The organism is Microcoleus sp. FACHB-68 (genome assembly GCF_014695715.1).
Taxonomy (GTDB): domain Bacteria; phylum Cyanobacteriota; class Cyanobacteriia; order Cyanobacteriales; family Oscillatoriaceae; genus FACHB-68.
The window spans coordinates 101,750-122,913 of the sequence record NZ_JACJOT010000016.1 but is presented as its reverse complement, the minus strand read 5'-3'; the positions used below and the strand labels follow the sequence as shown (position 1 = coordinate 122,913).

At 44.7% G+C, this 21,164-nt stretch carries 20 protein-coding genes, 1 other RNA gene and 1 pseudogene; 10 read left to right on the top strand and 12 right to left on the bottom strand.

What is annotated here, in order from left to right; translation table 11 throughout:
- Positions 1–77 precede the first annotated feature (77 nt).
- A complete protein-coding gene (locus H6F73_RS21975; RefSeq protein WP_190760890.1) occupies positions 78–638 on the bottom strand; it encodes a 2'-5' RNA ligase family protein in 561 nt (186 codons plus the stop codon).
- Positions 639–668: 30 nt separating this feature from the next.
- Between H6F73_RS21975 and H6F73_RS21970 the strand changes: the two genes are divergently transcribed.
- The 4 genes from H6F73_RS21970 (at position 669) to H6F73_RS21955 (ending at position 2,134) form a co-directional block, all read left to right on the top strand.
- Positions 669–935, top strand: a complete 267-nt coding sequence (locus H6F73_RS21970; protein WP_147683344.1) for a YciI family protein — start codon at positions 669–671, stop codon at positions 933–935.
- Positions 936–957: 22 nt separating this feature from the next.
- Positions 958–1,054, top strand: an RNA gene (ffs, locus tag H6F73_RS21965) — signal recognition particle sRNA small type.
- A 95-nt stretch (positions 1,055–1,149) separates the two neighbouring features.
- The gene (locus H6F73_RS21960) at positions 1,150–1,518 is read left to right on the top strand and encodes a hypothetical protein (protein ID WP_147683346.1); all 369 of its coding nucleotides are present in this window, start codon (positions 1,150–1,152) and stop codon (positions 1,516–1,518) included.
- A 193-nt stretch (positions 1,519–1,711) separates the two neighbouring features.
- Positions 1,712–2,134, top strand: coding sequence for a hypothetical protein (locus H6F73_RS21955; protein ID WP_190760889.1), 423 nt, complete (start codon positions 1,712–1,714; stop codon positions 2,132–2,134).
- 186 nt (positions 2,135–2,320) lie between these two features.
- Here the strand turns inward: H6F73_RS21955 and H6F73_RS21950 are convergent, their stop codons facing one another.
- The gene (locus H6F73_RS21950; protein WP_190760888.1) at positions 2,321–2,815 is read right to left on the bottom strand and encodes a peptidoglycan-binding protein; all 495 of its coding nucleotides are present in this window, start codon (positions 2,813–2,815) and stop codon (positions 2,321–2,323) included.
- 948 nt (positions 2,816–3,763) lie between these two features.
- On the opposite strand from H6F73_RS21950, the gene H6F73_RS21940 reads away from it, so the two are divergent.
- Together H6F73_RS21940 and H6F73_RS21935 are read left to right on the top strand one after the other, a co-directional pair.
- Positions 3,764–4,276, top strand: coding sequence for a type II toxin-antitoxin system Phd/YefM family antitoxin (locus H6F73_RS21940; protein ID WP_190760886.1), 513 nt, complete (start codon positions 3,764–3,766; stop codon positions 4,274–4,276).
- Entirely contained in the window at positions 4,263–4,607 is a 345-nt protein-coding gene (locus tag H6F73_RS21935) for a type II toxin-antitoxin system PemK/MazF family toxin (protein WP_199330728.1), read from the top strand. The genes H6F73_RS21940 and H6F73_RS21935 overlap by 14 nt, the downstream gene beginning before the upstream one ends.
- Before the next feature lie 67 nt (positions 4,608–4,674).
- Here H6F73_RS21935 and H6F73_RS21930 read toward each other — a convergent pair whose 3' ends face one another.
- Positions 4,675–6,681: an alpha-amylase family glycosyl hydrolase gene (locus H6F73_RS21930; RefSeq protein WP_190760885.1), complete on the bottom strand. Its 2,007-nt coding sequence runs from the start codon at positions 6,679–6,681 to the stop codon at positions 4,675–4,677.
- A gap of 191 nt (positions 6,682–6,872) precedes the next feature.
- On the opposite strand from H6F73_RS21930, the gene H6F73_RS21925 reads away from it, so the two are divergent.
- Together H6F73_RS21925 and H6F73_RS21920 are read left to right on the top strand one after the other, a co-directional pair.
- Positions 6,873–10,520, top strand: a complete 3,648-nt coding sequence (locus H6F73_RS21925; protein WP_190760884.1) for a hydantoinase B/oxoprolinase family protein — start codon at positions 6,873–6,875, stop codon at positions 10,518–10,520.
- Between the two features lie 215 nt (positions 10,521–10,735).
- Positions 10,736–11,848, top strand: a complete 1,113-nt coding sequence (locus H6F73_RS21920) for a three-Cys-motif partner protein TcmP (protein WP_190760883.1) — start codon at positions 10,736–10,738, stop codon at positions 11,846–11,848.
- On the opposite strand, the gene H6F73_RS21915 is transcribed toward H6F73_RS21920, so the two are convergent.
- The 3 genes from H6F73_RS21915 to H6F73_RS21905 all read right to left on the bottom strand — a co-directional run bounded on the left by H6F73_RS21915 (position 11,829) and on the right by H6F73_RS21905 (position 14,213).
- Positions 11,829–12,617, bottom strand: a complete 789-nt coding sequence (locus H6F73_RS21915; RefSeq protein WP_190760882.1) for a phage Gp37/Gp68 family protein — start codon at positions 12,615–12,617, stop codon at positions 11,829–11,831. The two genes, H6F73_RS21920 and H6F73_RS21915, sit on opposite strands and share 20 nt — an antisense overlap.
- Positions 12,618–12,883: 266 nt before the next feature.
- Positions 12,884–13,072, bottom strand: a complete 189-nt coding sequence (locus tag H6F73_RS21910) for a hypothetical protein (protein ID WP_190760881.1) — start codon at positions 13,070–13,072, stop codon at positions 12,884–12,886.
- 151 nt (positions 13,073–13,223) lie between these two features.
- A complete protein-coding gene (locus tag H6F73_RS21905) occupies positions 13,224–14,213 on the bottom strand; it encodes a pentapeptide repeat-containing protein (protein ID WP_190760880.1) in 990 nt (329 codons plus the stop codon).
- A 432-nt stretch (positions 14,214–14,645) separates the two neighbouring features.
- On the opposite strand from H6F73_RS21905, the gene H6F73_RS21900 reads away from it, so the two are divergent.
- Together H6F73_RS21900 and H6F73_RS21895 are read left to right on the top strand one after the other, a co-directional pair.
- Positions 14,646–14,861 carry a DUF2945 domain-containing protein gene (locus H6F73_RS21900; RefSeq protein WP_190760879.1) on the top strand — a complete coding sequence of 72 codons (216 nt, stop codon included), beginning with the start codon at positions 14,646–14,648 and terminating at the stop codon, positions 14,859–14,861.
- Positions 14,862–14,871: 10 nt separating this feature from the next.
- Positions 14,872–15,201 carry a DUF3140 domain-containing protein gene (locus H6F73_RS21895; protein WP_190760878.1) on the top strand — a complete coding sequence of 110 codons (330 nt, stop codon included), beginning with the start codon at positions 14,872–14,874 and terminating at the stop codon, positions 15,199–15,201.
- A 98-nt stretch (positions 15,202–15,299) separates the two neighbouring features.
- Here the strand turns inward: H6F73_RS21895 and H6F73_RS21890 are convergent, their stop codons facing one another.
- From H6F73_RS21890 to H6F73_RS21870, 6 genes and pseudogenes are all read right to left on the bottom strand, one after another.
- Positions 15,300–16,304, bottom strand: coding sequence for a pentapeptide repeat-containing protein (locus tag H6F73_RS21890; protein ID WP_190760877.1), 1,005 nt, complete (start codon positions 16,302–16,304; stop codon positions 15,300–15,302).
- A 359-nt stretch (positions 16,305–16,663) separates the two neighbouring features.
- Positions 16,664–17,815 carry a glycosyltransferase gene (locus H6F73_RS21885; protein WP_190760876.1) on the bottom strand — a complete coding sequence of 384 codons (1,152 nt, stop codon included), beginning with the start codon at positions 17,813–17,815 and terminating at the stop codon, positions 16,664–16,666.
- Between the two features lie 119 nt (positions 17,816–17,934).
- A pseudogene (locus H6F73_RS26715) lies at positions 17,935–18,840 on the bottom strand (GDP-mannose 4,6-dehydratase).
- An 8-nt stretch (positions 18,841–18,848) separates the two neighbouring features.
- The gene (locus H6F73_RS26125; RefSeq protein ID WP_199330725.1) at positions 18,849–19,049 is read right to left on the bottom strand and encodes a hypothetical protein; all 201 of its coding nucleotides are present in this window, start codon (positions 19,047–19,049) and stop codon (positions 18,849–18,851) included.
- Positions 19,050–19,109: 60 nt separating this feature from the next.
- On the bottom strand, positions 19,110–19,700 hold the full coding sequence (locus tag H6F73_RS21875) for a class I SAM-dependent methyltransferase (RefSeq protein ID WP_199330724.1): 591 nt from the start codon (positions 19,698–19,700) through the stop codon (positions 19,110–19,112).
- A gap of 491 nt (positions 19,701–20,191) precedes the next feature.
- Complete coding sequence (locus tag H6F73_RS21870; RefSeq protein WP_190760875.1) at positions 20,192–21,118, bottom strand: glycosyltransferase family 2 protein; 927 nt, start codon at positions 21,116–21,118, stop codon at positions 20,192–20,194.
- Positions 21,119–21,164: the final 46 nt, after the last annotated feature.

The window sequence follows — 21,164 nt, the reverse complement described above, 5'->3', positions numbered from 1 at the left end:
TAAATCGTAAAGCAAGTTCGTTCCCAGGCGCTTGCCTGGGAATGGCTGATGTGAAGCTAAAAAGCGTTATGTGTTCCCTAAAAAGCCGGTTGAAATGGAAACTCACGATGGATATTCCACTGCTTGCCATCGTGAATTAGCAGCGTCAGGTTGCCGGCTGTAAATTCAAAATGCAGTTCTCGATCCTGAAATTCTGGCCAAGCGGCTTTGAAATTTTGCCGGCTCAAGTCTCTAAAAGCAACTGTCATGTGCGGCGCATAAGGACGCTGTTTTGATTTGGGATCTGTAATGCCTAGGGTAGTTTCCAAATGCGTCATTAAGCCGGCTTGCAAGGTTAGCAAAGCCGGCGTTTTTATAACATTGACGTAGATGACGCGGGGGACAAAGGCAGCAAAGCCAGAGAGGGTAATGGGAACAGAAGGGCGTTCACTGGCAAATTCACTCAAACACTCCTCCAACACCGGCACCTCCTCAGTCAGCCATTCAAAGGGGGGTTGCAGCGTGATATGAGGAGGCGATTTAAATGCAGCACGACTGCCGTAGTGATCGGCAAAGTATTGCTTGATCTCATTGACTTGGGTTCTAATGTCTTTGGGTGGCAGAAGCGCAATGAAGTAGCGACTTTTAGATTTGTCCATCACTAATCCCCACTAATCACTACTAATACGATGCCTTGGTTTGTCAAGATTGAGGAAGGAATTGTCGATAAATCTACATTTGATCAGTATGTGCCGGCACACAAGGCTTATGTCCGAGACTTAATTGAAAAGGGACATAAGGCGCGTACTGGCTACTGGGCGAGACGTGGCGGCGGAATGCTGCTGTTTGAGGCAGCATCCAAGGAAGAAGCCCACGCGCTGGTTGCCCAAGATCCCTTAGTGAAAAATGGCTGCGTTAAATATGACATTTACGAGTGGTGCGTAGTCGTAGAGTAAATAGTTATGTTATAGTGTTATTGGCTCGGACTCATGCGATCGCAACGCCTAAATCTTGTCAGGACCGGAAGGTAGCAGCAACACGGGATGCTTGTGGTAGGCGTGGACTCCGGGTCACTTTTTTTTTACGCCTTGAGTTCAGTGGGCAATCAGCCAGCTTTAACTTTATGCTGGAATCATCAGATACTTGTGTTCTCAAGGAGCCTCACTAGCAATGGCTGGTTTAGGAGATATTGTTCAAAAGGCTTTTTACCTCGGTGTTGGGCTGGCTTCTTATGCCGGCGAGAGGGCCGGCAGCACGTTGAGTCAGCTGCGAACCCAAGCTCAAAAGCTTGCAGATGAAATGGTTGAGCGGGGCGAGATGACAGCGGAAGAAGCCCGCAAGTTTGTTGACGATATGGTGATTAAGGCGCAGCAGCAGCCATCCGGCGGAACAGCCGCGAAAGAAGGGCCGGCTGAGCCAAGACGGATTGAGATCCTCGATGAAGAGGAACCCTCAACATCGGAAACGAAAAAGGCAGATAACCTGCGTGATCAGGTAGAAGCGTTGCAGGAAGAGTTGCGCCGGCTACAGCGCGAGTAGAATCACACAACAGGGATAGCAAAAGCGCCGGTGGCTTTATTCCTGGAAGAGATTACAGAGTGTGAAGATGAGTGCAGCAATCCACTCCACATTCCCCGATCAGGGATCACAATGGAGAAAGAAGTGCAGGATTCCCGCTTTGCGGCTCAACCTGCACTTTTATGATGTTTTTTAAGAGCAAGCTTACACGCCAATGGAAGACTGGCAAAAAAGTTTTTTTGAGATGCTGGAAGAGGCGACTCACGAGGTTGAGCAGTTCTTCATCGAAGTAACTGAAGAAGCGCTCGAAGCGGTCGATGCCTTCTTTGAGCTTTCTTTCGAGCTTTCTGAAGAAATTACAGCACAAGTACAGAATACGTTTGTCAATGATCTGGATCGGTTTTTAAATGAACTTGTCGAGCCGATGTTCGATGTTTATTTGGAACTGGAAGAATTAGATTTTACCGATCAGCCTGATCAGTATGTGCATTATGTGGAACCCACATCGCAAAAACATCCAGCTTGTATGGGTTGCCGCAATTATCATGGTCATGTTTACGGGGGCAATTTGTTAGTTTGCGGGATGCATCCGAGCGGTTGGGATGATGCAAATTGTCCGGACTGGGAAACCCATTAAAAATGCCGGGGTAGCGATCACGATTTTTTGGATGGCTACACCGGCACTTTTTTAGTTTATAGAAGTTAGCCGGTTCGTTAAGGAATGAAGCCGGTTTTATAATTTGAGAGTTATAGCGGTTTGCAGTTAGCTGGAAACCGCTATAACAGAACTGAAAACGCAGTTGCTCAATGCGGTTTCCCGGAATTAGCAGTGATAGGGCGCGTAAATTCGGCTCAAGGCATACCAAGTTGAGCTGCCGGTGATGCCATCAACGGCTAAATTGGCATTTTTTTGGAATGCTCGAAGCCCTCCATCAGTCCCAGGGCCAAAATCACCGTCAATGGTGGATTTATAATTACCGGCATCTTTGAGCGCTTGCTGTAAGGTAATCACAGCCTGACCTTTACTGCCTTTTCGCAACACCGGCATATTAACAGGTGCGCCGGTGTAGAGTGCTTGCCAAGTGATATTTCCCACAATGCCATCGGCTTTAAGGAAAACGCGGCGCTGATAGGCTTTAACCGCTTCTAACGTTTTATGTCCGAAGTCGCCATCAGCATTGATGCAGTAACCCCAATGAATCAGGAGTTTTTGCATTTCCTTAACCGCTTCTCCCTTAGATCCAAACAGGAGTTGGGGTTTATTCAATTGAGCGGCAGCGGCTTGAGCTTGGATGGGTTGGTTATCTGTGGTTTGCATTGTTTTCTGGGTGGAGTGAATGTCTACATTTACTAAGGTAAGGGGTCACACCCATCGCCACCATCGCCCAATCAGTTCATCCAGTAGCAGGCTTTATCAATCGCTCCATCAGTTCACCCATTAGGATGAGGGTGATCGGCAGATTGTTGAAGTATTTCAACGCGCATTCCATCTGCTGCAGCAATTCTATATTCCCACAAAATGCGCCGGCAGCTTACACTGAAAGACGTGAAAGACTCGCGCCTTGTTGCGAGCAACTGCACACAGCTTTTTGCCGGCTTTGTTATGAAATGAAGCCGGTTTTACTTTTAGATACGGGTGATGGGAGTGGGCAAAGGCTGTCTTGGAAAAACTTTTATGATAAGGAAATATCGCATACCCACCCGCAAAGGCGAGTAATGCTAAAATATTCCCAGTGCAAAGATGTCAGAATGCTTAAGTTCTAGGCACTTACTGCCATACAAGAGGAAGGCCAAGATTTGGTCACTTGAAAAAGGTGAACAACTAAAAAGTCTCACTATTAAACAGTTAACTCCGGATTTTAAAAATTCTGTAGTTATTAGCCCGACTTTCCAACTCATTGCTAGCGTCATTGCTATGGCCAGCAATGATTCAACTAAACATTCGGATCTGAACTTATAAATCCTGTAGTTATTAGCCCGAATACCTCATTTATCGCTACCGACAGCCATGATTCAACTATTATGAATTGGGAGGTAAAAATAGGAATTCCACTAAATATTTTAACGGAGCATTCTAGCGCTGTAACATCTGTAGCTTTTAGCCCTGATTGTCTATCTCTCGTTAGTGGGAGTAATGACCAGACTATCAAAGTTTGGCGGTGCGCTTAAAGCGCGTTCAAATTGAACTTCAACAGATTAATCAGGAAAATGGCAGGGGGAGAAATGAGAAAGTACGAGCCAATCAATTAAACTAACGGGGTAGAAGATGGCAAAAACTAATCTGAATCTAGATAATCACAATTTTTCCGAACTGATTAATCGGCTTGAAGGTAGTGGTTCTCGCATCGTGATTGAACAAGAAGGAAATGTGATTGCTGCTCTCATTAACTATCTGAATCTAGATAATCACAATTTTTCCGAACTGATTAATCGGCTTGAAGGTAGTGGTTCTCGCATCGTGATTGAACAAGAAGGAAATGCGATTGCTGCTCTCATTACCTATGCCGATCTCAAACGGTTAGAAGCATTGGAGGCGATCCTCCTTAAAAAAGCAGAACAAGAAGAATATGAATGGCTAAAAGCAGCCATGAGGAATCCAGCCTTTGATTTTTTGAAAGACTCTGAAGAAGATATTTACACTTTAGCGGATGGCAAGCCTTTTCATGACCCAGAATGGGCTAAATCAGTTATCAGCGATCCTGAGTTTATCTCCCCAACAGACTCTGAAGAAGGCATCTATACCCTAGCCGATGGTAAACCATTCCATGATGAAGGGTAAGATTTTCCTTGCGCCGTTCCCCTATGACGATCTATCAGCTAATAAGCTGCGTCCAGCTGCTTGCTTAACGAACCCTTTAGGCTCACGCCGGCACATCATCTTAGCTTATATCACCAGCCGTATTCCTCCTAAATTACAGGAAACAGACATCGTCTTAGATACCACGCATCCAGATTTCGCAGCTTCAGGCTTACGAGTTCCATCCACGATTAGGTTACACCAATTGGTAACGGTTTCTACAGCAGTTATTCAGCGTGAATTGGGGGAATTGTCGTCAGAAATACAAAGTGAAATTGCAGAAAAGCTTTGCACATTACTCAGCAAAAAGTAACCACAGATTAAGCTTTTATCAAGGAGCGATCACGCCGCTAAAACGTGATCGCTAACTTTTTCAATCATTAAACCATTGCGTAAACTTTCGCTTCCCAAGGGAAAATCCCTTCTCTACCGGCCCACTCATTTGGCACCATCCGATCTTGTGAAATTTCCTTCCACTGTTTGCCGGCAGGAATTCCCGGCCAATTGGGGACTTTATACTCTGAACCTGGAGGTGTGCCGTAATCAGAGAAATTGGCAACCACAACCACTAATTTATCAGCTTGATTGCCGCGCTGCCACACAACAACTCGCTTTCCTTCGTTGAAGTCACAGTGAATAAAGTGGGTATCACTGACTGAAAAAGCCTCAGCAGTTGTGCGGAATTTAATTAATCTGGCGACATATTGAAAAATGCGCTGCCGCCAATCTTCTTTCACGCGGCTGTAGTTAACTGGATCAATTTGTTTGTGATTTCCATGTTCGTTACTGAGATCCAAATCTTGTTCGTCTGCAAATTCATCGCCGGCAAAAATCATCGGAACTCCCACAGCGGTTAATAAGCAGACAAATGCTAACTTAATGCGCGGTTCGGTGTGATGAATTCCGTTATTCTTCAGCCAATTAAATAAACGCTCATTTCCCATGCCGCCAATATCATGAGACGTTAGATAATTAACCGCCTCGTAATCATTGGCAAACCCTAAAAGCCGGCAGTCAATGAGTTTACGCACGCTCCATTCAAAGCTGGATTCATCAAAGGCATTTTGACCTAAAATCACCCGCCGGATAATTTGCTTAAACTTTTCGTTCCACAACCCATCTAAACGATTTTGCCGAACTAGAGACAGCGGCACACTTAACTCTTCACCGACGACAAGGAAACGCTCATCGGCTCCATTTTGATTTCCCCAGCGTTCCCGCCAAAGCGAACGACAGAAGTTTTTAAATTCCTCTAAAAAGTCATAATTGCCAACATTATTCACACTATCAAGGCGCAAACCATCGACTCGGTAGTATTGCAGCCAGTGGGCGGCGTAGGCTTTCATGTATTCACGAGCCGGCACAAACCAAGATTTTTGTCCGTTTATGGGGTGATAGCCTTCCACCCAATAATTATATTTGAATAAATCCCCGCCAAATCCATCTCGACTGCCTTGTTCTGGATCACCGGCACCCCATTTGATGTAGAAATCGAGAAAGCTAATATTGTGGTAAGGATTATTCCGAGAAAACGCCATTACGGCATCGACAAAAAAGCGCAAGCCATGCTGATGACAAACCTTGATTAAATTGGCTAAATCAGTTGAAGCCGTGGGTTCTGATTGATGATCTGGCAATCCTAAATCGAAATCTGCGGCGAAATAGTTGCCAGTGCCGTAACCCCATTCCAGCTTATCGTCGCTATCGGATGGCGGCAGCAATTCCAACGCATTCACACCGAGTTCCACAAGATGAGCGCGGTTTTTTACTTCATTAAGGGTGGGAAATGTCGGTGCGGTTTTGTCTGGAACTAATAGAGAGAGAACGTCCCGAAATGTGCCGTTGCCGACTACAATTTCACCAGTTGAATCAATTCGTGCCCAACGAGTCGGTAATTCGTAAATAACGAGCCGGTTATTCGTTGGGAGTGCCGGCAAATCAACATCTCCTTCCCAGCTAACAGTTTGCCCTTGAGGATCACAAGGAATTAGCTGACCATTCTTAAATAACACCACACTGGCGGCATCAAAACTAGCAATTCCGCCTTTCTCTGCCGGCACCGGCGCAGGAAACCGCCGATCCACTGTCCAAGCCATCGGATCGGTGCAGTAAACCACTTGATAGGCTTCGCTATAAGGGGCGGTGTCACGAACTTTAAACCAGTAGTAATAAACTTGTCCGTCTTTTAAATCACACTCTTGCGCCGGCACTTCCCATAAATCGGAAAATTGCGCGGATTGTTTCAGCGGAATTTCTCGAAAATTGTCAAAAGTTGGTGACTCGGATGTTTTGAAAGTGCCAATGTAAAGTGCAGGTGCGGGTTCCAACGATCCCGGACGCCACAAAACAAAGTGCGTGGTTTTCCGAATGAATATATTGAGAGACATGATACAGCCCTTCTGGGTAAAAATGAACTGATGCGGTTTTCAGCTAACAGTTGCCGGTTTCAGCAAACAAAATAAATATAAAGTGATAACAGTCGTTTTTACTCGTTTCGCAATGAACACTTCCCCAAATCTGAATAATCGCTAAAAAAAATAAATATAAACTCATAACAGTCGTTTTTACTCGTCCCGCAATGAATACTTCCCCAAATCTCAGTAATCGCTGGCAATTTTGGATCGACCGAGGCGGCACGTTTACCGACATTGTTGCCAAACGCCCCGATGGGCAACTGCTGGTTCACAAACTGTTATCAGAAAATCCTGAACGCTATAGCGATGCGCCAGTTCAGGGAATTCGGGAGATGATGGGAATGGGTGCCGGTGAACCGATTCCCTCAGATTCCGTTGAAGTCGTCAAAATGGGCACAACCGTCGCCACAAATGCCCTGCTGGAACGGAAAGGCGATCGCACCGTATTGCTGATTACCAAAGGCTTTCGAGACGCGCTACGCATTGGCTACCAAAACCGGCCTGATATCTTCGCTCTGCACATTGTACTGCCAGAAATGCTCTATGAGCGCGTCATTGAAGTTGAAGAACGCTACAGCGCCCAAGGTGAAGCTTTAATTCCTTTGGAAGAAGCCAGTGCAGCCGCCGCGTTACAAGAAGCCTACGACGCCGGCATCCGTAGTTGTGCAATTGTCTTGATGCACGGCTATCGCTACTCGACTCATGAGCAGCGCCTTGCTGAAATCGCACAAAAAATAGGCTATATTCAAGTTTCAGTTTCTCACAAAGTTAGCCCCTTAATGAAACTGGTCAGCCGAGGCGATACCACTGTTGTTGATGCTTATTTATCGCCTATTCTGCGCCGCTACGTGGATCGAGTTGCCGCTGAGTTAGGCAATTCTGTGAAGCTAATGTTTATGCAATCCAACGGCGGATTGACCGATGCCCAACAATTTCAGGGCAAAGACAGTATTTTATCCGGGCCGGCAGGTGGCATTGTCGGGGCGGTGCAGACGAGCAAAATTGCCGGTTTTGACCAAATCATCACCTTTGACATGGGCGGCACCTCTACTGATGTGGCTCATTATAACGGTGAATACGAGCGAGAATTTGAAACCGAAATTGCCGGTGTGCGGCTGCGAACCCCAATGATGGCGATTCATACGGTGGCTGCCGGCGGCGGTTCGATACTCTTTTTTGATGGTTCCCGCTATCGCGTTGGGCCAGAATCGGCAGGGGCAAATCCTGGCCCTGCTGCCTACGGGAAAAATGGGCCGCTGACTGTAACCGATTGCAATGTAATCACCGGCAAAATTCAGCCGGCATTTTTTCCCAAGGTATTTGGCCCGAATGGGGATTTACCGCTGGATGCAGAGATTGTGCAGCAGAAGTTTGCCCAGTTGGCGCAAGAAATTGAGCAGGCAACGGGGGACAGGCGCACCCCGGAAGAAGTGGCGGCTGGCTTCCTGGCAATTGCTGTGGAAAAAATGGCAAGTGCGATTAAAAAAATCTCACTTCAGCGCGGCTATGATGTTTCTGAATATACTTTGTGTTGTTTTGGTGGTGCCGGTGGGCAACACGCTTGCTTAATTGCGGATGCACTGGGGATGAAACAGGTATTTATTCATCCTTACGCGGGGGTGCTTTCGGCTTATGGTATGGGTTTGGCGGATGTGCGGGTGATTCGGGAACGGGCGATTGAGGCGAAGTTAAGCAGTGAATTGGTGCCGACATTAAAACAAGCATTAGCAGAGTTGGAGACGCAAGGGAAAGGCGAATTAACCGCAGATGCAGGCAGATTAACGCAGATGGAGGTTTTGCAGAAGGTACGTCTGAGATATGAGGGAACAGATTCGGCGCTAATTGTCGATTTTGGCGAGACTGCGACGATGCGGGAGCAATTTGAGGAGGCACACCGGCAGCGTTATGGCTTTGTTCAACCGGAAAAGGCGCTAATTGTTGAGGCGGTTTCGGTTGAGTTAGTGGAAAAGATGGAGTCGCCGGCAGAGTCGATGATTTCGCGGCGCACAGATGCGGTGCCGGTGCCGGTTGCTATGGTACAAATGTATGCTGCCGGTGAGTGGCAGGAAGTGCCGGTTTTTCAGCGGCAAGATTTGCAACCTGGGGATGAAGTTGTCGGGCCGGGAATTATTATTGAAGCAACGGGTACGAATATTATTGAGCCAGGTTGGCAGGCGCAATTAACTGAGCGCAATCATTTAATTTTAAACCGCAGATGCACGCAGATAAACGCAGATGAAGACATTCGTATTAATCAGCGTTTATCTGCGGTGGATAAAGCAGATCCCGTGATGCTGGAGATTTTTAATAATTTGTTTCGGGCAATTGCCGAACAGATGGGAATTACGCTGCAAAATACGAGTTCCTCTGTCAATATTAAAGAACGCCTCGATTTCTCCTGCGCTATTTTCGATAGCAATGGTGAGCTAATTGCGAATGCGCCTCATATTCCGGTGCATTTAGGTTCGATGAGTGAAAGTGTAAAAGCTTTAATTACGGCGCGTGCCGGCACGCTTAAATCTGGGGATGTTTATGTGTCGAATAATCCCTACAATGGCGGCACTCACCTCCCTGATATTACCGTAATTACGCCGGTTTTTTCTCCCTCTGACTCTTCCCCTCTCTTTTACCTCGCCTCACGGGGACACCATGCAGATATCGGCGGAATTACTCCAGGTTCAATGCCGCCAAGTAGCACCAGTGTTGAGCAAGAGGGGGTGTTATTTGATAATTTCCTTTTGATTAATCAAGGAAAATTCCAAGAGAAACAACTTTTAGAACAACTTGCTTCAGGAAATTACCCTGCACGAAAGCCGGTTCAAAATATTGCAGATTTGCAAGCACAAGTTGCCGCAAATGAGCGGGGAATGCGAGAACTGCATAAGATGGTTGAGCATTACGGGTTGGAAACTGTACAAGCTTATATGGGTTTTGTGCAGGATAATGCTGAGGAGTCAGTACGCCGTGCAATTGCAGTTTTAAAAGATGGGGAATTTACCTATCCGATGGATAATGGCGGTGAAATTAAGGTGAAAATTTCTATCAATCAATCCAGTCGTAGCGCCAAGATAGATTTCACCGGCACATCTCCTCAACTTAACAGTAATTTCAATGCGCCGGCAGCCGTGTGCAAAGCAGCAGTTTTATATGTTTTTCGCACATTAGTCGATGATGATATTCCCTTAAATGCCGGTTGCCTTAAACCTTTGGAAATTATTATTTCTGAAGGGTGTATGCTGAATCCGCGTTATCCGGCTGCCGTGGTTGCCGGCAATGTGGAGACTTCCCAGAATATTACCGATGCTTTGTATTGTGCGCTGGGAGTAATGGCGGCATCTCAGGGAACGATGAATAATTTTACGTTTGGCAGCGAACGCTATCAATATTATGAAACGATTTGCGGCGGATCTGGAGCGGGGACTAAGTTTGCCGGCACCGATGCAGTGCAAACGCACATGACAAATTCTCGCCTCACCGATCCAGAGGTTTTAGAATGGCGGTTTCCTGTACTTTTAGAGAGTTTTTCCATTCGCCCCAATAGTGGTGGCAAAGGGCATTTTTACGGCGGAAATGGAGTCATTCGTCGCCTTCGTTTTCTGGAACCGATGACGGCTGGAATATTATCAAGTCGTCGGATAATTCCGCCTTATGGGTTAAAGGGTGGGGATGCCGGTGCTTTAGGGAAAAATTACGTGAATCGCCATGATGGAAGTGTAGAAGAATTAAGCAGTAACGCAGTTGTTGAAATGAATGCCGGTGATACTTTTATAATAGAAACTCCTGGGGGTGGGGGATTCGGTATTTCCCCTTAATCAGTGACTCAGAATTCTGGAGACGCGGGTTGCTCGCGTCTCTAATCTTGGTTTGACTATAATGAGAAAAAGCTAAAAATGCGATTACCCATGAACCCCCAAGTTTTAACGCAGCAATTTAACTCGGAACAGCGGTTTATATTACGCGGTATTTCATGGCAGCAGTATAAAACACGCATTAGGAGGATTTAATTGATGTTTAGGAGAAGAAGCTGATGAGCAATAGTTCTTTCTTTGATAAATCTAAAGAACAGTCTTTGGTCAAAGCTGAAATAGTGGCTAAATACTTTTGGGCTTGGGCCAAAGTCGTTACCCCTCACGCTAAGACAAGGGGGCATAATATTGCTTATATTGATTTATTTTCTGGGCCTGGTCGATACCAAGATGGCTCTAAGTCTACTCCTTTACTGATTTTGGAGCGTGCTATTGCAGATCCAGATATGCGAGAAATGTTAATGACTATCTTTAATGATAGAGACTCCAATAACACGCAGTCACTCCAACAAGCCATAAGTTCCCTAGCTAATATAGAGAGTTTGAGACATCAACCTAGAGTTTTAAATGAGGAGGTAGGAGAAAAATTTGTCCGAATGTTTGAACAATTTAGGCTAGTACCAACCTTATTTTTTATTGACCCCTGGGGATATAAAGGATTATCAATAAGACTGATCGGATCGTTAATAAGGAATTGGGGGTGTGACTGTATATTCTTCTTTAACTATAATCGAATAAATATGAGTTTGGGTAATAAAGTTGTTGAAGAACACATGAACGCCCTGTTTGGTAAAGAACGAGCCGATGTCCTGCGAAAGAAACTAAACCCCATGCCTTCCTACGAACGGGAATTAACTGTGCTAGAAGCTATTTCTGAAGCTCTCAAAGAAATAGGTGGTAAATATGTGCTGCCATTTTGCTTTAAAAACGATGAAGCTACAAGAACTAGCCATCACCTAATTTTTGTTTCTAAAAATGTCCTGGGCTACTCTATCATGAAAGAAATTATGGCTAAAGAAAGCACAACCTCAGACCAAGGAGTGCCATCTTTTGATTACAATCCGGCTACGATATATCAACCTTTACTTTTTGAGCTATCACGACCGCTTGATGAACTTGAAAATATGTTACTCGATGAGTTTGCTGGTAAGACACTGGCAATGAAAGATGTTTATAACCAGCATCACGTAGGCAAACGCTACATTAGCAAAAATTACAAAGATGTGCTGTTGAAACTAGAGCAGCAAGGCAAAATCATAGCCGATCCACCTACTCCCCCACGAAAGAAGAATACATTTGGAGATAAGGTAAAAGTTACCTTCCCGCCAAAATAGCATGATTAGATTTCTTTACTGTGCGTCTAGATTTCACAGCATCATTAATCCTCTGTTGAAGGTATTTATCCCATGCTGCCGGCATTTCATCCCAAATTTGCCCCTCTAGCAATCTCCCGCCCGCTTTAGGTGTTCTACCTCCCCATTGCTTGAAGAAAAATGCTACCCCTGCGTCCTGACATTGATCCTGAATCTTCTTCACCCAATCTAGTTCTATAGAACGATGTTTTAAACCTGACTCTCCTCCAACAATGACCCAGTCTATACCTGTCAAGTCCATTTCCAAAGCGCCTAAAAGTGGTTCGCATGATAGGAATCGCACCGCTGCAGGTACTTGTCGCAAGTAGTCAACACGGTGAACGTAGTTTTGATTTTCTACAGACACTCCCATCCAAATATTTTCATGCCAATCTAATTGAGGCGCAAGCTCAAGTAAACGCTCATGCCTTTTTGTGAGAATTTGATAGATGTGCCAAGGTGTTTCACCTATCACATTAAAAACTTGCTTAAGAAACTCAAGAGGCACTTTTTCGTGGAATAGATCGCTCATTGAGTTGACAAAAATTCGACTAGGTTTGCGCCAGTGTCTAGGATAATTTAGGCGTTCTGGATGTAGTGTTAAGTCAAAACCTGTTGGAAAATTTGTATGGAAACGCTTTGTTAATGCTTCTGCATAGCAATGTGTGCAACCAGGGCTAACTTTGCTACAGCCGGTTGTAGGGTTCCAAGTTCTGTCAGTCCATTCTATACCAGTTTGATTGCTAGCCATAAGCAGAGGTTAATAATAAAACAACGGTCTCTTCTTTTGGGTTCACTAAACAGTTGACTTTAACTGTATTAATTAAAGCTTACAACAAGAATATAGAACTACTATAACTTAAATTGACTTAAAAATCAACTTTACTCAGTATTCAAGGTTGCTTAAGTAAACGATTTTCTAGATTATCAAACTTATAACTAACCTATGTTATAGATTTTTTTTAGTTATAAATTTTGACAATTTTTCAAGAATTATTTTAAATTGACACTCTATTTTCAGACATATTCCAGCATCTGAAAACTAAATTTTTCCATCAATTCAGGCAGCGAAGTTCTACGAAGACGTGCCTGCGCCGCCAAAGCTTCTATCCGCTGCGCTTGCAGTTTTTCTAGGCGCTCACTCAAGTGCGGTAACTCACGATGCTCATCAGAAGTTAAAGTTTCAGCCTGTCGCTTGGCAACCAAGTTCTTGTAAGATTCCTGAGTTTGAGAAGGAATTTCCTTGTATTGCCAATTGCTGCTATCAGATCGGCTCTACTTCCACTTTCTAACTTTAGTGGTAGAGATACCGGCGCACTCGGTTGCGGTTAGAGTCAGCTTAAAAAACGCATCCATCCTACTCGTGAATTGTGCCATCCGGCATTGTTGCGCCGGTTAAAATTGCCTCCTGCCAATCAACGGATTCTAAATACGCCCCCCGTAGGCTAGCGCCACTCAAATCTGTCCCACGCATTCCCGCAACATTCAAATTTGCCCCCCACAAATAAGCTTCGCGCAAACTCGCCCAGCTCAAATCTGCATTATGCAGGCTTGCCTTATTTAAATTTGCGCCAGTCAAGTCTGCCTCACTTAAATTTGCCTCACTTAAATCCGCCTTACTCAAGTTTGCCTCACATAAATCTGCTTTATTGAGAGAAGCTTGATGCAGATTTGCAGCGTGTAAATTTATCCGAGACAGAAGTGTTACACGTAACTGAGCTGAACTTAAATTTGCCGCCGATAAATTCGCTCCGCTGAGATTTGCGCCACTCAGTTTTGTGTCACTTAAATTCACTCCATCCAAATCTACTGCATTCAAATCTACGCCATTAAGATAAGCGCCACTTAAATTCACTCCATTAAATGACACACCTCGCAACTGAGCGCCACTCAATCTCGCCCCACTCAGGTTTGCCCAATTTAAATTCGCTTCCCTTAAATTCGCAGAACGCAAATTAATTCCCCGCAAGTCTGCGCCACATAAATTCACTCCGCGCAAGTTAGATAAACTCAAGTTCACTCCCGAAAGAATTGCCCCAGTTAGTTTGGCTTCACTCAGCAGCGACTTAACTAAATAAGCTCCCTTCAAATTGGCTTTTGTTAAGTCTGCTTCTGTGAGTCTTGCCTCATTTATCTTGGCAAAACTCAAATCTGCCCGATTTAGGAAAGCGCCCGACAAGTTTGATCCGGTAAGAATTGCCCGACTGAGGTTAGCGGCAGACAAGTACGCTCCTGACAAGTTTGCTCCTGCCAGGTTTGCTCTCTCTAAGTTGCTCCCAATGAGATTCGCTTCTCTAAAATCTCTTTCGCCGGCTGCGTATCGGCTCAACAATTCTTCAACACGCATATCATTTGCCCCCCGTTGTCGCTCGATTAAGGGATTTTGGTTTTAGTTATAAATTGCTCTAACTAATTGTCCCCAAGGTGTAGATTTCTGGCTGTTTTTTTGAGATAACTACTTATAATTATACGGAAAGTTGCATCCGCTAATCCATACCGGCACAGATGTCACTAGCCGCTAAATCTATAAAAATTGCACTGGATTTCTGTGACGCGCCCAACGAAAGCGAGTGTCACACATATCTGCGCCGGCACCTCGCCTGAGTCTTAAAATCCCAGTTTTTTGGCCTTGCTGAATTTTGTTGTCGGCAGCAAACAACCTCAAAAAGAGGGATTCTCAGCCAGAAACTGAGCTGCCGGCAATCTGTAATTCGACCGATTTCTCTGGCTTTGTCTCCAAACATAATGTGGGAGAAAACTATCAAACAGGAGAAAACCCTTGACAGAGGAATTCAAAAAAGGCGACCCCGTTGAGTGGAAAACCTCACAAGGCAAAACAACCGGCCAGGTCAAGAAAAAGCTTACCTCACCCACAGACATTAAAGGGCATCACGTCGCTGCCTCAAAAGACAATCCAGAATACCTCGTTGAGAGCGACAAAACCGGCAAAGAAGCCGCCCATAAGCCTGACGCCCTTGAAAAGGTAGAGGAGTAATCCCCGCGCCATGAGTAAAAATGCGACATCCGTCATTGACGAATTTCGTCAAGTCGTCAACATGACTCCCTCTGAACTTGAGTCTTGGCTAGAGACAGACGAATCAAAGGCAGTCGGTCAAAAGGATGGAGACTCGGAATCAACAGGACACAAATCTGGCCGGCGCATCATCGAACTGCTCCACAAGAAACCGACTGACTGCAACGAAGATGACTTATCGCACATGAAAAAAGTCATCAGTTACGTCCACCGGCATACCGCACAGCAACCATCGGGCGACATTGAGGACACACGCTGGCGGTACTCTCTGATGAACTGGGGTCACGATCCACTCAAGTAAAGCATCCCTTGCTTCTGACGCCAAGGAATCCGAGCCAGGAACTGTTGAAGTCCAGACTCCATAACAGTCCAAGTTTCACGGATTGCAGAAAACGCTCCCTAAGCGCAAAGCTGGCCATCCGGCATCACTGCTCCATCAAAAATCGCATTGCGCCAGTTCGCCCCAGTCATTGCCGCATCGCGCAGACTGGCTCCCCGGAGGTCGGCCCCCTCAAAGTTAGCCCCATCCAGCTCTGCGCCCCAGAGGTAGGCACCCTGCAAGTTGGCCCCGCTTAAATCGGCCCCAGCGAGGTTGGCCAAGTTCAGGTTGGCCCCGCTCAGGTCTGCATTCCGCAAGTCTGCTTCCCGTAAATCGGTTTTCATCAAATTCGCCCCATTGAAGTGACCGTCTTTGAGGACACTCTGATGCAAGTCTGCTTGTTTGAGATTGCCTTCTTCAAAGCTAACTAAGCGCAATTGAGCGCCGGTTAAATCAGCGCCGGCAAGGTTGGCTCCACCTAATTTGGCTCCATTGAGTTTGACCTCACTCAGCTCAAGTCCGCTGAAATTGACACCTTCTAGGCTCAGTCCATTGAGAAATGCCCGACTCAATTTAACTCCGTTGAGTTGTGCGCCTTTAAGCGAGGCTCCGCTCAATCTCGCTCCACTGAGGTTAGTCCAGTTCAAGTTTGCGCCGTCAAGGTTGGCTGAGCGCAGGTTAATGCCATTGAGGTTCGCGCCACACAGGTTGACTCCCCGCAAATTAGCGCGATAAAGGCTGACCCAACTGAGGATGGCTCCACTAAGTTTAGCGCCTGTTAGATCCACGTTCGCGAGTTGTGCCCCTCTAAGATCGGCTTTCGTCAAGTCTGTTTCTATGAGATTACTTCCCTTCAGCTTGACAAAACTCATATCGGCCCCGTACAAGAAGGCTCCATTGAATTTAGTTTCGAGCAGGGAGGCGCGACTCAAATCAGTTCTTGCCAGAGATGCTTCTGTTAGATTTGCTCCGGATAGGTTCACGCTGGCCAGTGTGGCTCCAATCAAGTTGGCCTCTGGTAAGTTGGCTCCCTTAAAATCTCTCTCGCCAGCGGTGTAGCGCTTGATCAGTTCATATTCATTCATATTGTCTGCCTCCTAGGTGATGCCGGTAAGCCTCTTCCAAGGCTAGAGTTCCCAGATACTTAGTAGGGATCGCAATCAAAAGGTCAACAAATATAACAAGTTCAAGGCGATGCCTCAGAGCTGGCTGGATTGCGTCTCTCTTCCGTCTGTGGCAATGGCTGATGCCGACGTGAAGAAGTTTTTGTTTATTTTTGTTCATAAAAAAACGAGTTCTGGGATCGAGTAAATAGACCTCAGAACTCGCATTTTTGACGGTGTTGAAGTTTGGACACTGAATTTTTAATCCTTCTTTTTATAGAAGGCACGGGTTGCTGTTAGTGTTCAGCCCCTCAAACAGTATTAACTCAGTTAAAAAAGTGTTAGATCGCGCTCCGAACTATCTCTAGAAAGCGCCGCCCATAAGCTGCTACGCGTTCTTTATTCTCTTGTTTCGCGATACTTTCTCTGTCTAAGTCTGGGCCTGGTTTAAAAGTAGACCAAGCAAGAGATATCAGGTCTGCGAGTTGTTCGGCATTACCGCGCTCAAAAAAGTGAGAATAGGGAGGATTCTGCTCGATGTGTACCGGAAAATCAGAAATCAACATGGGTTTTCCGAGGGTTCGAGAGTCTTCTACCACCGTACTCCACCCTTCAAACAAGGAAGGTTGAATGACGGCTAAACTTCTCCGCATCAGTTGAATTTGATCAATGCGAGGAATCAGCCCTAATGTGCGAAATTGATCGTTAAGGTCTAATTCTTTGATACGGGCAAGGAGTTGGTTAGAATATTCAGGATTGCGACGATCTTGTAGGCTGCCGGTGCAAGCAACAATTGGCTTAATTCCCTGTTGTTTAAGTAAGCCCAAAGCTTCAATAATTACGGTATGATCTTTGTGTTTCCAAAACTGATTACTCACCAAAAAGAATTGATCAGGCAGTTCGTATTTTGCTTGGATTGATTTGGGATCTCCCTGAAGCCATTCTGGTTCTAAGAAACTCGCAAAGGTCATTACTGCACTGCGGGAAGCAGCGTCTGGATAAAGATGCTTGAAGTCATTCTGCGCCATCTGACTGCTGAGGATGACAACAGGCGCAACTTCAGCCATTTTTTTATGCTTGATGTCGCGATCAGCAATTTCTTCTGGGGAGAAAAGGTGGGGGAGGTGATAGTGTTGAAAGTCAGGAATCCAAGCGCCCCAGCGATAGGGAGCACGTGCGCCGGCAAGTTCCGGATAGACAAAATCAACCTTTTGAGGGTTGAGCATCTGTAGCGGAATGAAAGAAAAGCGCTCAGCTAAACCTTTACAAATTTTAAGGTATCGCCGATCAAACACATTTCTGGCATAAATTTGGTCAACGTAAGGACGCATCGGCTCAGCTAATTCTAAGTTAGATGAGTAAACCCCTACGCTCAATTTAATTTGGTCTTTTTCCTCTTTTGGTAAGCTGGCAATTGCGCGAGCTAAATTTTGAATGTAGAGCGCTCCTCCTATCCATCCAGAGTCACCCAACATATTTAAACAAATGTGCATAATTTCCCCTCTTAATCCTACTTTTTCAGCCACAGGAAATAAATTGGAACTACCCAAATTTAGACTTCAGAAAAAGCTAATTAATTTGGGCAGATAGTTTAGTGATTACAGTGTAAATTCTACAATTTGACTAAGGTTTTTATTCCTTCGTCAAGACTGATTGTCGGCTCCCAGCCGGTCAAGGATTTTAACTTAGAAATATCTGCAAGCAGGTGCATTCTTTCTACTTTTCTGACTCGTGCCGGTTCTACCTCAATCAAGATTTCTTCTCCAATTTGACGCTCAAAAGCTTTAACAACATCGACGACTGAATACTCGATGCCTCTACCCAAATTGAAAATATCTATTTCCTTTGCAAAGTTCTCTAGCAGAAAAATCACTGCTTTTGCCATATCATACGTGTGGATAAAATCTCTCTTCGTTTCCAAGTTTCCTAACTTAATCTTTCTGAGTCCTCAATTAATTTGCTGTTGAATTTCAGGAATTAATTGAGGGTTTGTTTCATTAGGCCCAACAGCATTGAAGAAGCGACGAATGCTCGTAGGAATAGAGGTTTGTACATAAAAATTATTCATTAAATGTTTCTCAACAAGCTTCGACAATCCGTAAATATTCATCGGTTGGGTTTCAGGGATAGCATGGTCGCAAATCGGGTAAACTGCTGCCGTTGAAGCAAAAAATATCTTTTTTAAGTTTTTAAGCTCTTTGGCTGCCTTTAAAATATTGAGCGTTCCTTTTGTGTTGACATTACTGGATTCAAAAGGATACTGGTTGCAGTAAGGGATAAAGTGTATGGCTGCAAGATGTATAATCCAAGCGGGATCAATCTCCAGAATTGTCTTTCTTACTTCCTCTGCATTTAAGATATCCAAATTATAAAAATGGGTATCTGGAATTTTTATGAATTCTCTATTTCCAAAAGACAAATTGTCAATTACAGAGATTTCATAGCTAAGTTTTTGCAGCTCAGCAATTAGAGCAGAGCCAATAAAACCTGCTCCTCCAGTCACTAGAACTTTTTTCATTGGCTTGCTTAATTTTGAGGTTTTACAGCGACGAATGTGTAAAGACGACCCGGCGAGTGATCGCGCCATGTGCGAAAGCGATTAACTAAAGCAATAAAGCTTTCTTGGGAAGCTAATGCTTTAGCAACAGATTTCCCCGCATATTTCTGCAATACAGCAGCAATTCTTTCTTTATTCTTCCCTTTTATTGTTGGGAAATAATTAATCACAGACTCTTGCGGGCCATAAACATTTTTAATGGTGAAGCCGGCATCGATTAGAGCCTGACGCTACTGTTTCAGCAAAAATGCGTTTTCACCGCCATACAAAGCATGAAGCGGGTGGGAATCCAGAAAAACGTTTAAATCTTCTGACTTAGAAATTACGTGCTCCCGCGTAGCAATTAGCACGCCACCCGGACGTAAGACTCTTGCGAGTTCCCGACATAATTGATTCAGATCCGCTGCGTGGTGTAAAACCTGGCGGCAATGTACAATATCGAAACTTGATTGTTCAAACGGTAATTTTTCCCCAAAAGATTCCACAACATTAATGGGAAGATTGGATTCTTGAGAAAGTTGCTTGATTGCGCCGGCTCCCACAATATTACTCGGATCAGGCTCTAGAGCTGTCACAGTACACCCTGCATTCGCAAATGCATAACTCGCAATTCCATTGCCGGCTCCCAGATCCAGAACCTTCCCTGGTATCCAAGCTGACAAAAGTTCACAAACAGCTTGCCATTCTTCACTGTCAGCAAACCGCTTAGCGGCTCCTATCAAAGGCTGATCGTAATAACAAGCTTTGATCAATTCTTCTTTACCAGGCTGAGACTTCAACCATTGAACTGCCTCTTCCCAAGTTAAAGCTTTACCATCCATCTTTTAACTTCCTTGGAATAACACGGACAGGGTTTTGAGTTTTCTGAACTTAGTATGTCCATGCGATTTTTTTAATAAATCGAGAACCAAATATGATAATAGCACCTTCACTTCTTCTTGCCAGATCGGCAGATTAAATCTAACTTGCGATCTCAGCAAGTGCCGGTTTGCTAACCAAAATCAAGCTAAACACTAAAATGTCAGGCTCTCATATCTTTCTGGGAATTTTGCCTTAGAGTCTCCATATTTATTGACACAGAGCCAGATTTTCTCACCATATGCGTGGGAGCTATAAGCGGAACAGTCATTCAGCGCATTGCCTCAAAAATTCCTTTCTATGCTAATCTCTGGCACAGCGAAGCGCCAGATTTTGCAGCCTTTAGTCGCGCATCTAGCCGTCGGCTCAATGATTTACATAGCTTCCGTAGAGCCTGTGAGATTCAAGGGAATTATACCATCTATAAAACAGGTTTGAGGGCACTCTCAAAAAATTAAAATTTGATGAGTTTCTTAATTCTTCTTTTAACCCGTTTAAGTATGCTCGGAGCATAATCGTAACAAACATTTTGAGTAACTCGATCAGCCGGCCAATTACGAATAAACCCAGTGGGATGTTTTAAAGGAAAATTCATCGCTTCAACCGACATATTAGCGGTTTTACTATTGGGATCACCCGTATGAGTTGCGTCTTCACCAAAGCCAATATTTGAAACTAAATTTTCTTTAGGTGTGATACTGAGCGCATTTTGAACCCAACAGGCGTATGTCCATCTAAAGCCCCAATTATTCACCGTGTCATCATAAGAAACTTGAAACGCACTTTTCCAAGCGTTAACGGTTTCAGTTTCTATAAGCAAATCCTTCAGGAAATCTCCCTCTCGAAGTTGTGGCCACAGCTTCATTTCAATATCATAATATTGCCATGCCCTTCGCCAGGTCGCCCATCCCCAGAAGTGGGGATAGCGAGAAAAATAGTAGCTATCGTCAGTAACTTTATTACCAAATTGATAATTCGTTCCACTGACGCACATGATTCGCTTATCATCTCGATATTTTTCGAGTAGCTCATCACAAAAGCGAAAGAATGTCGGGTGAGGCAAGCAGTCATCTTCTATAATAATTGCTTCTTCAACCGTATTAAAAACCCAATCTAATCCACTGGAAACTCGATTTTTACACCCTAAGTTGATGTCAGAATAATTTGTTAGAACTTGGCAATTCCAATCAACGTTGTCAATAATTGCACGCGCTGCCGCACACTTAGCTGCTTCACCGGCTCTGTCAGGACGAGGGCCATCAGCAATCACCAAAAGTTGTGCTGGTTGTGCTTGACGAATGGCATCAAACATCTTTTTAGTTGTATCAGGCCGGTTAAATATAATCAAGACAATCGGAGTTTTTACTTGCCAATCAGCCATTTTAATTTCTCCATTATTCTTTCAGCTTTGCTACTTTTATTATGTG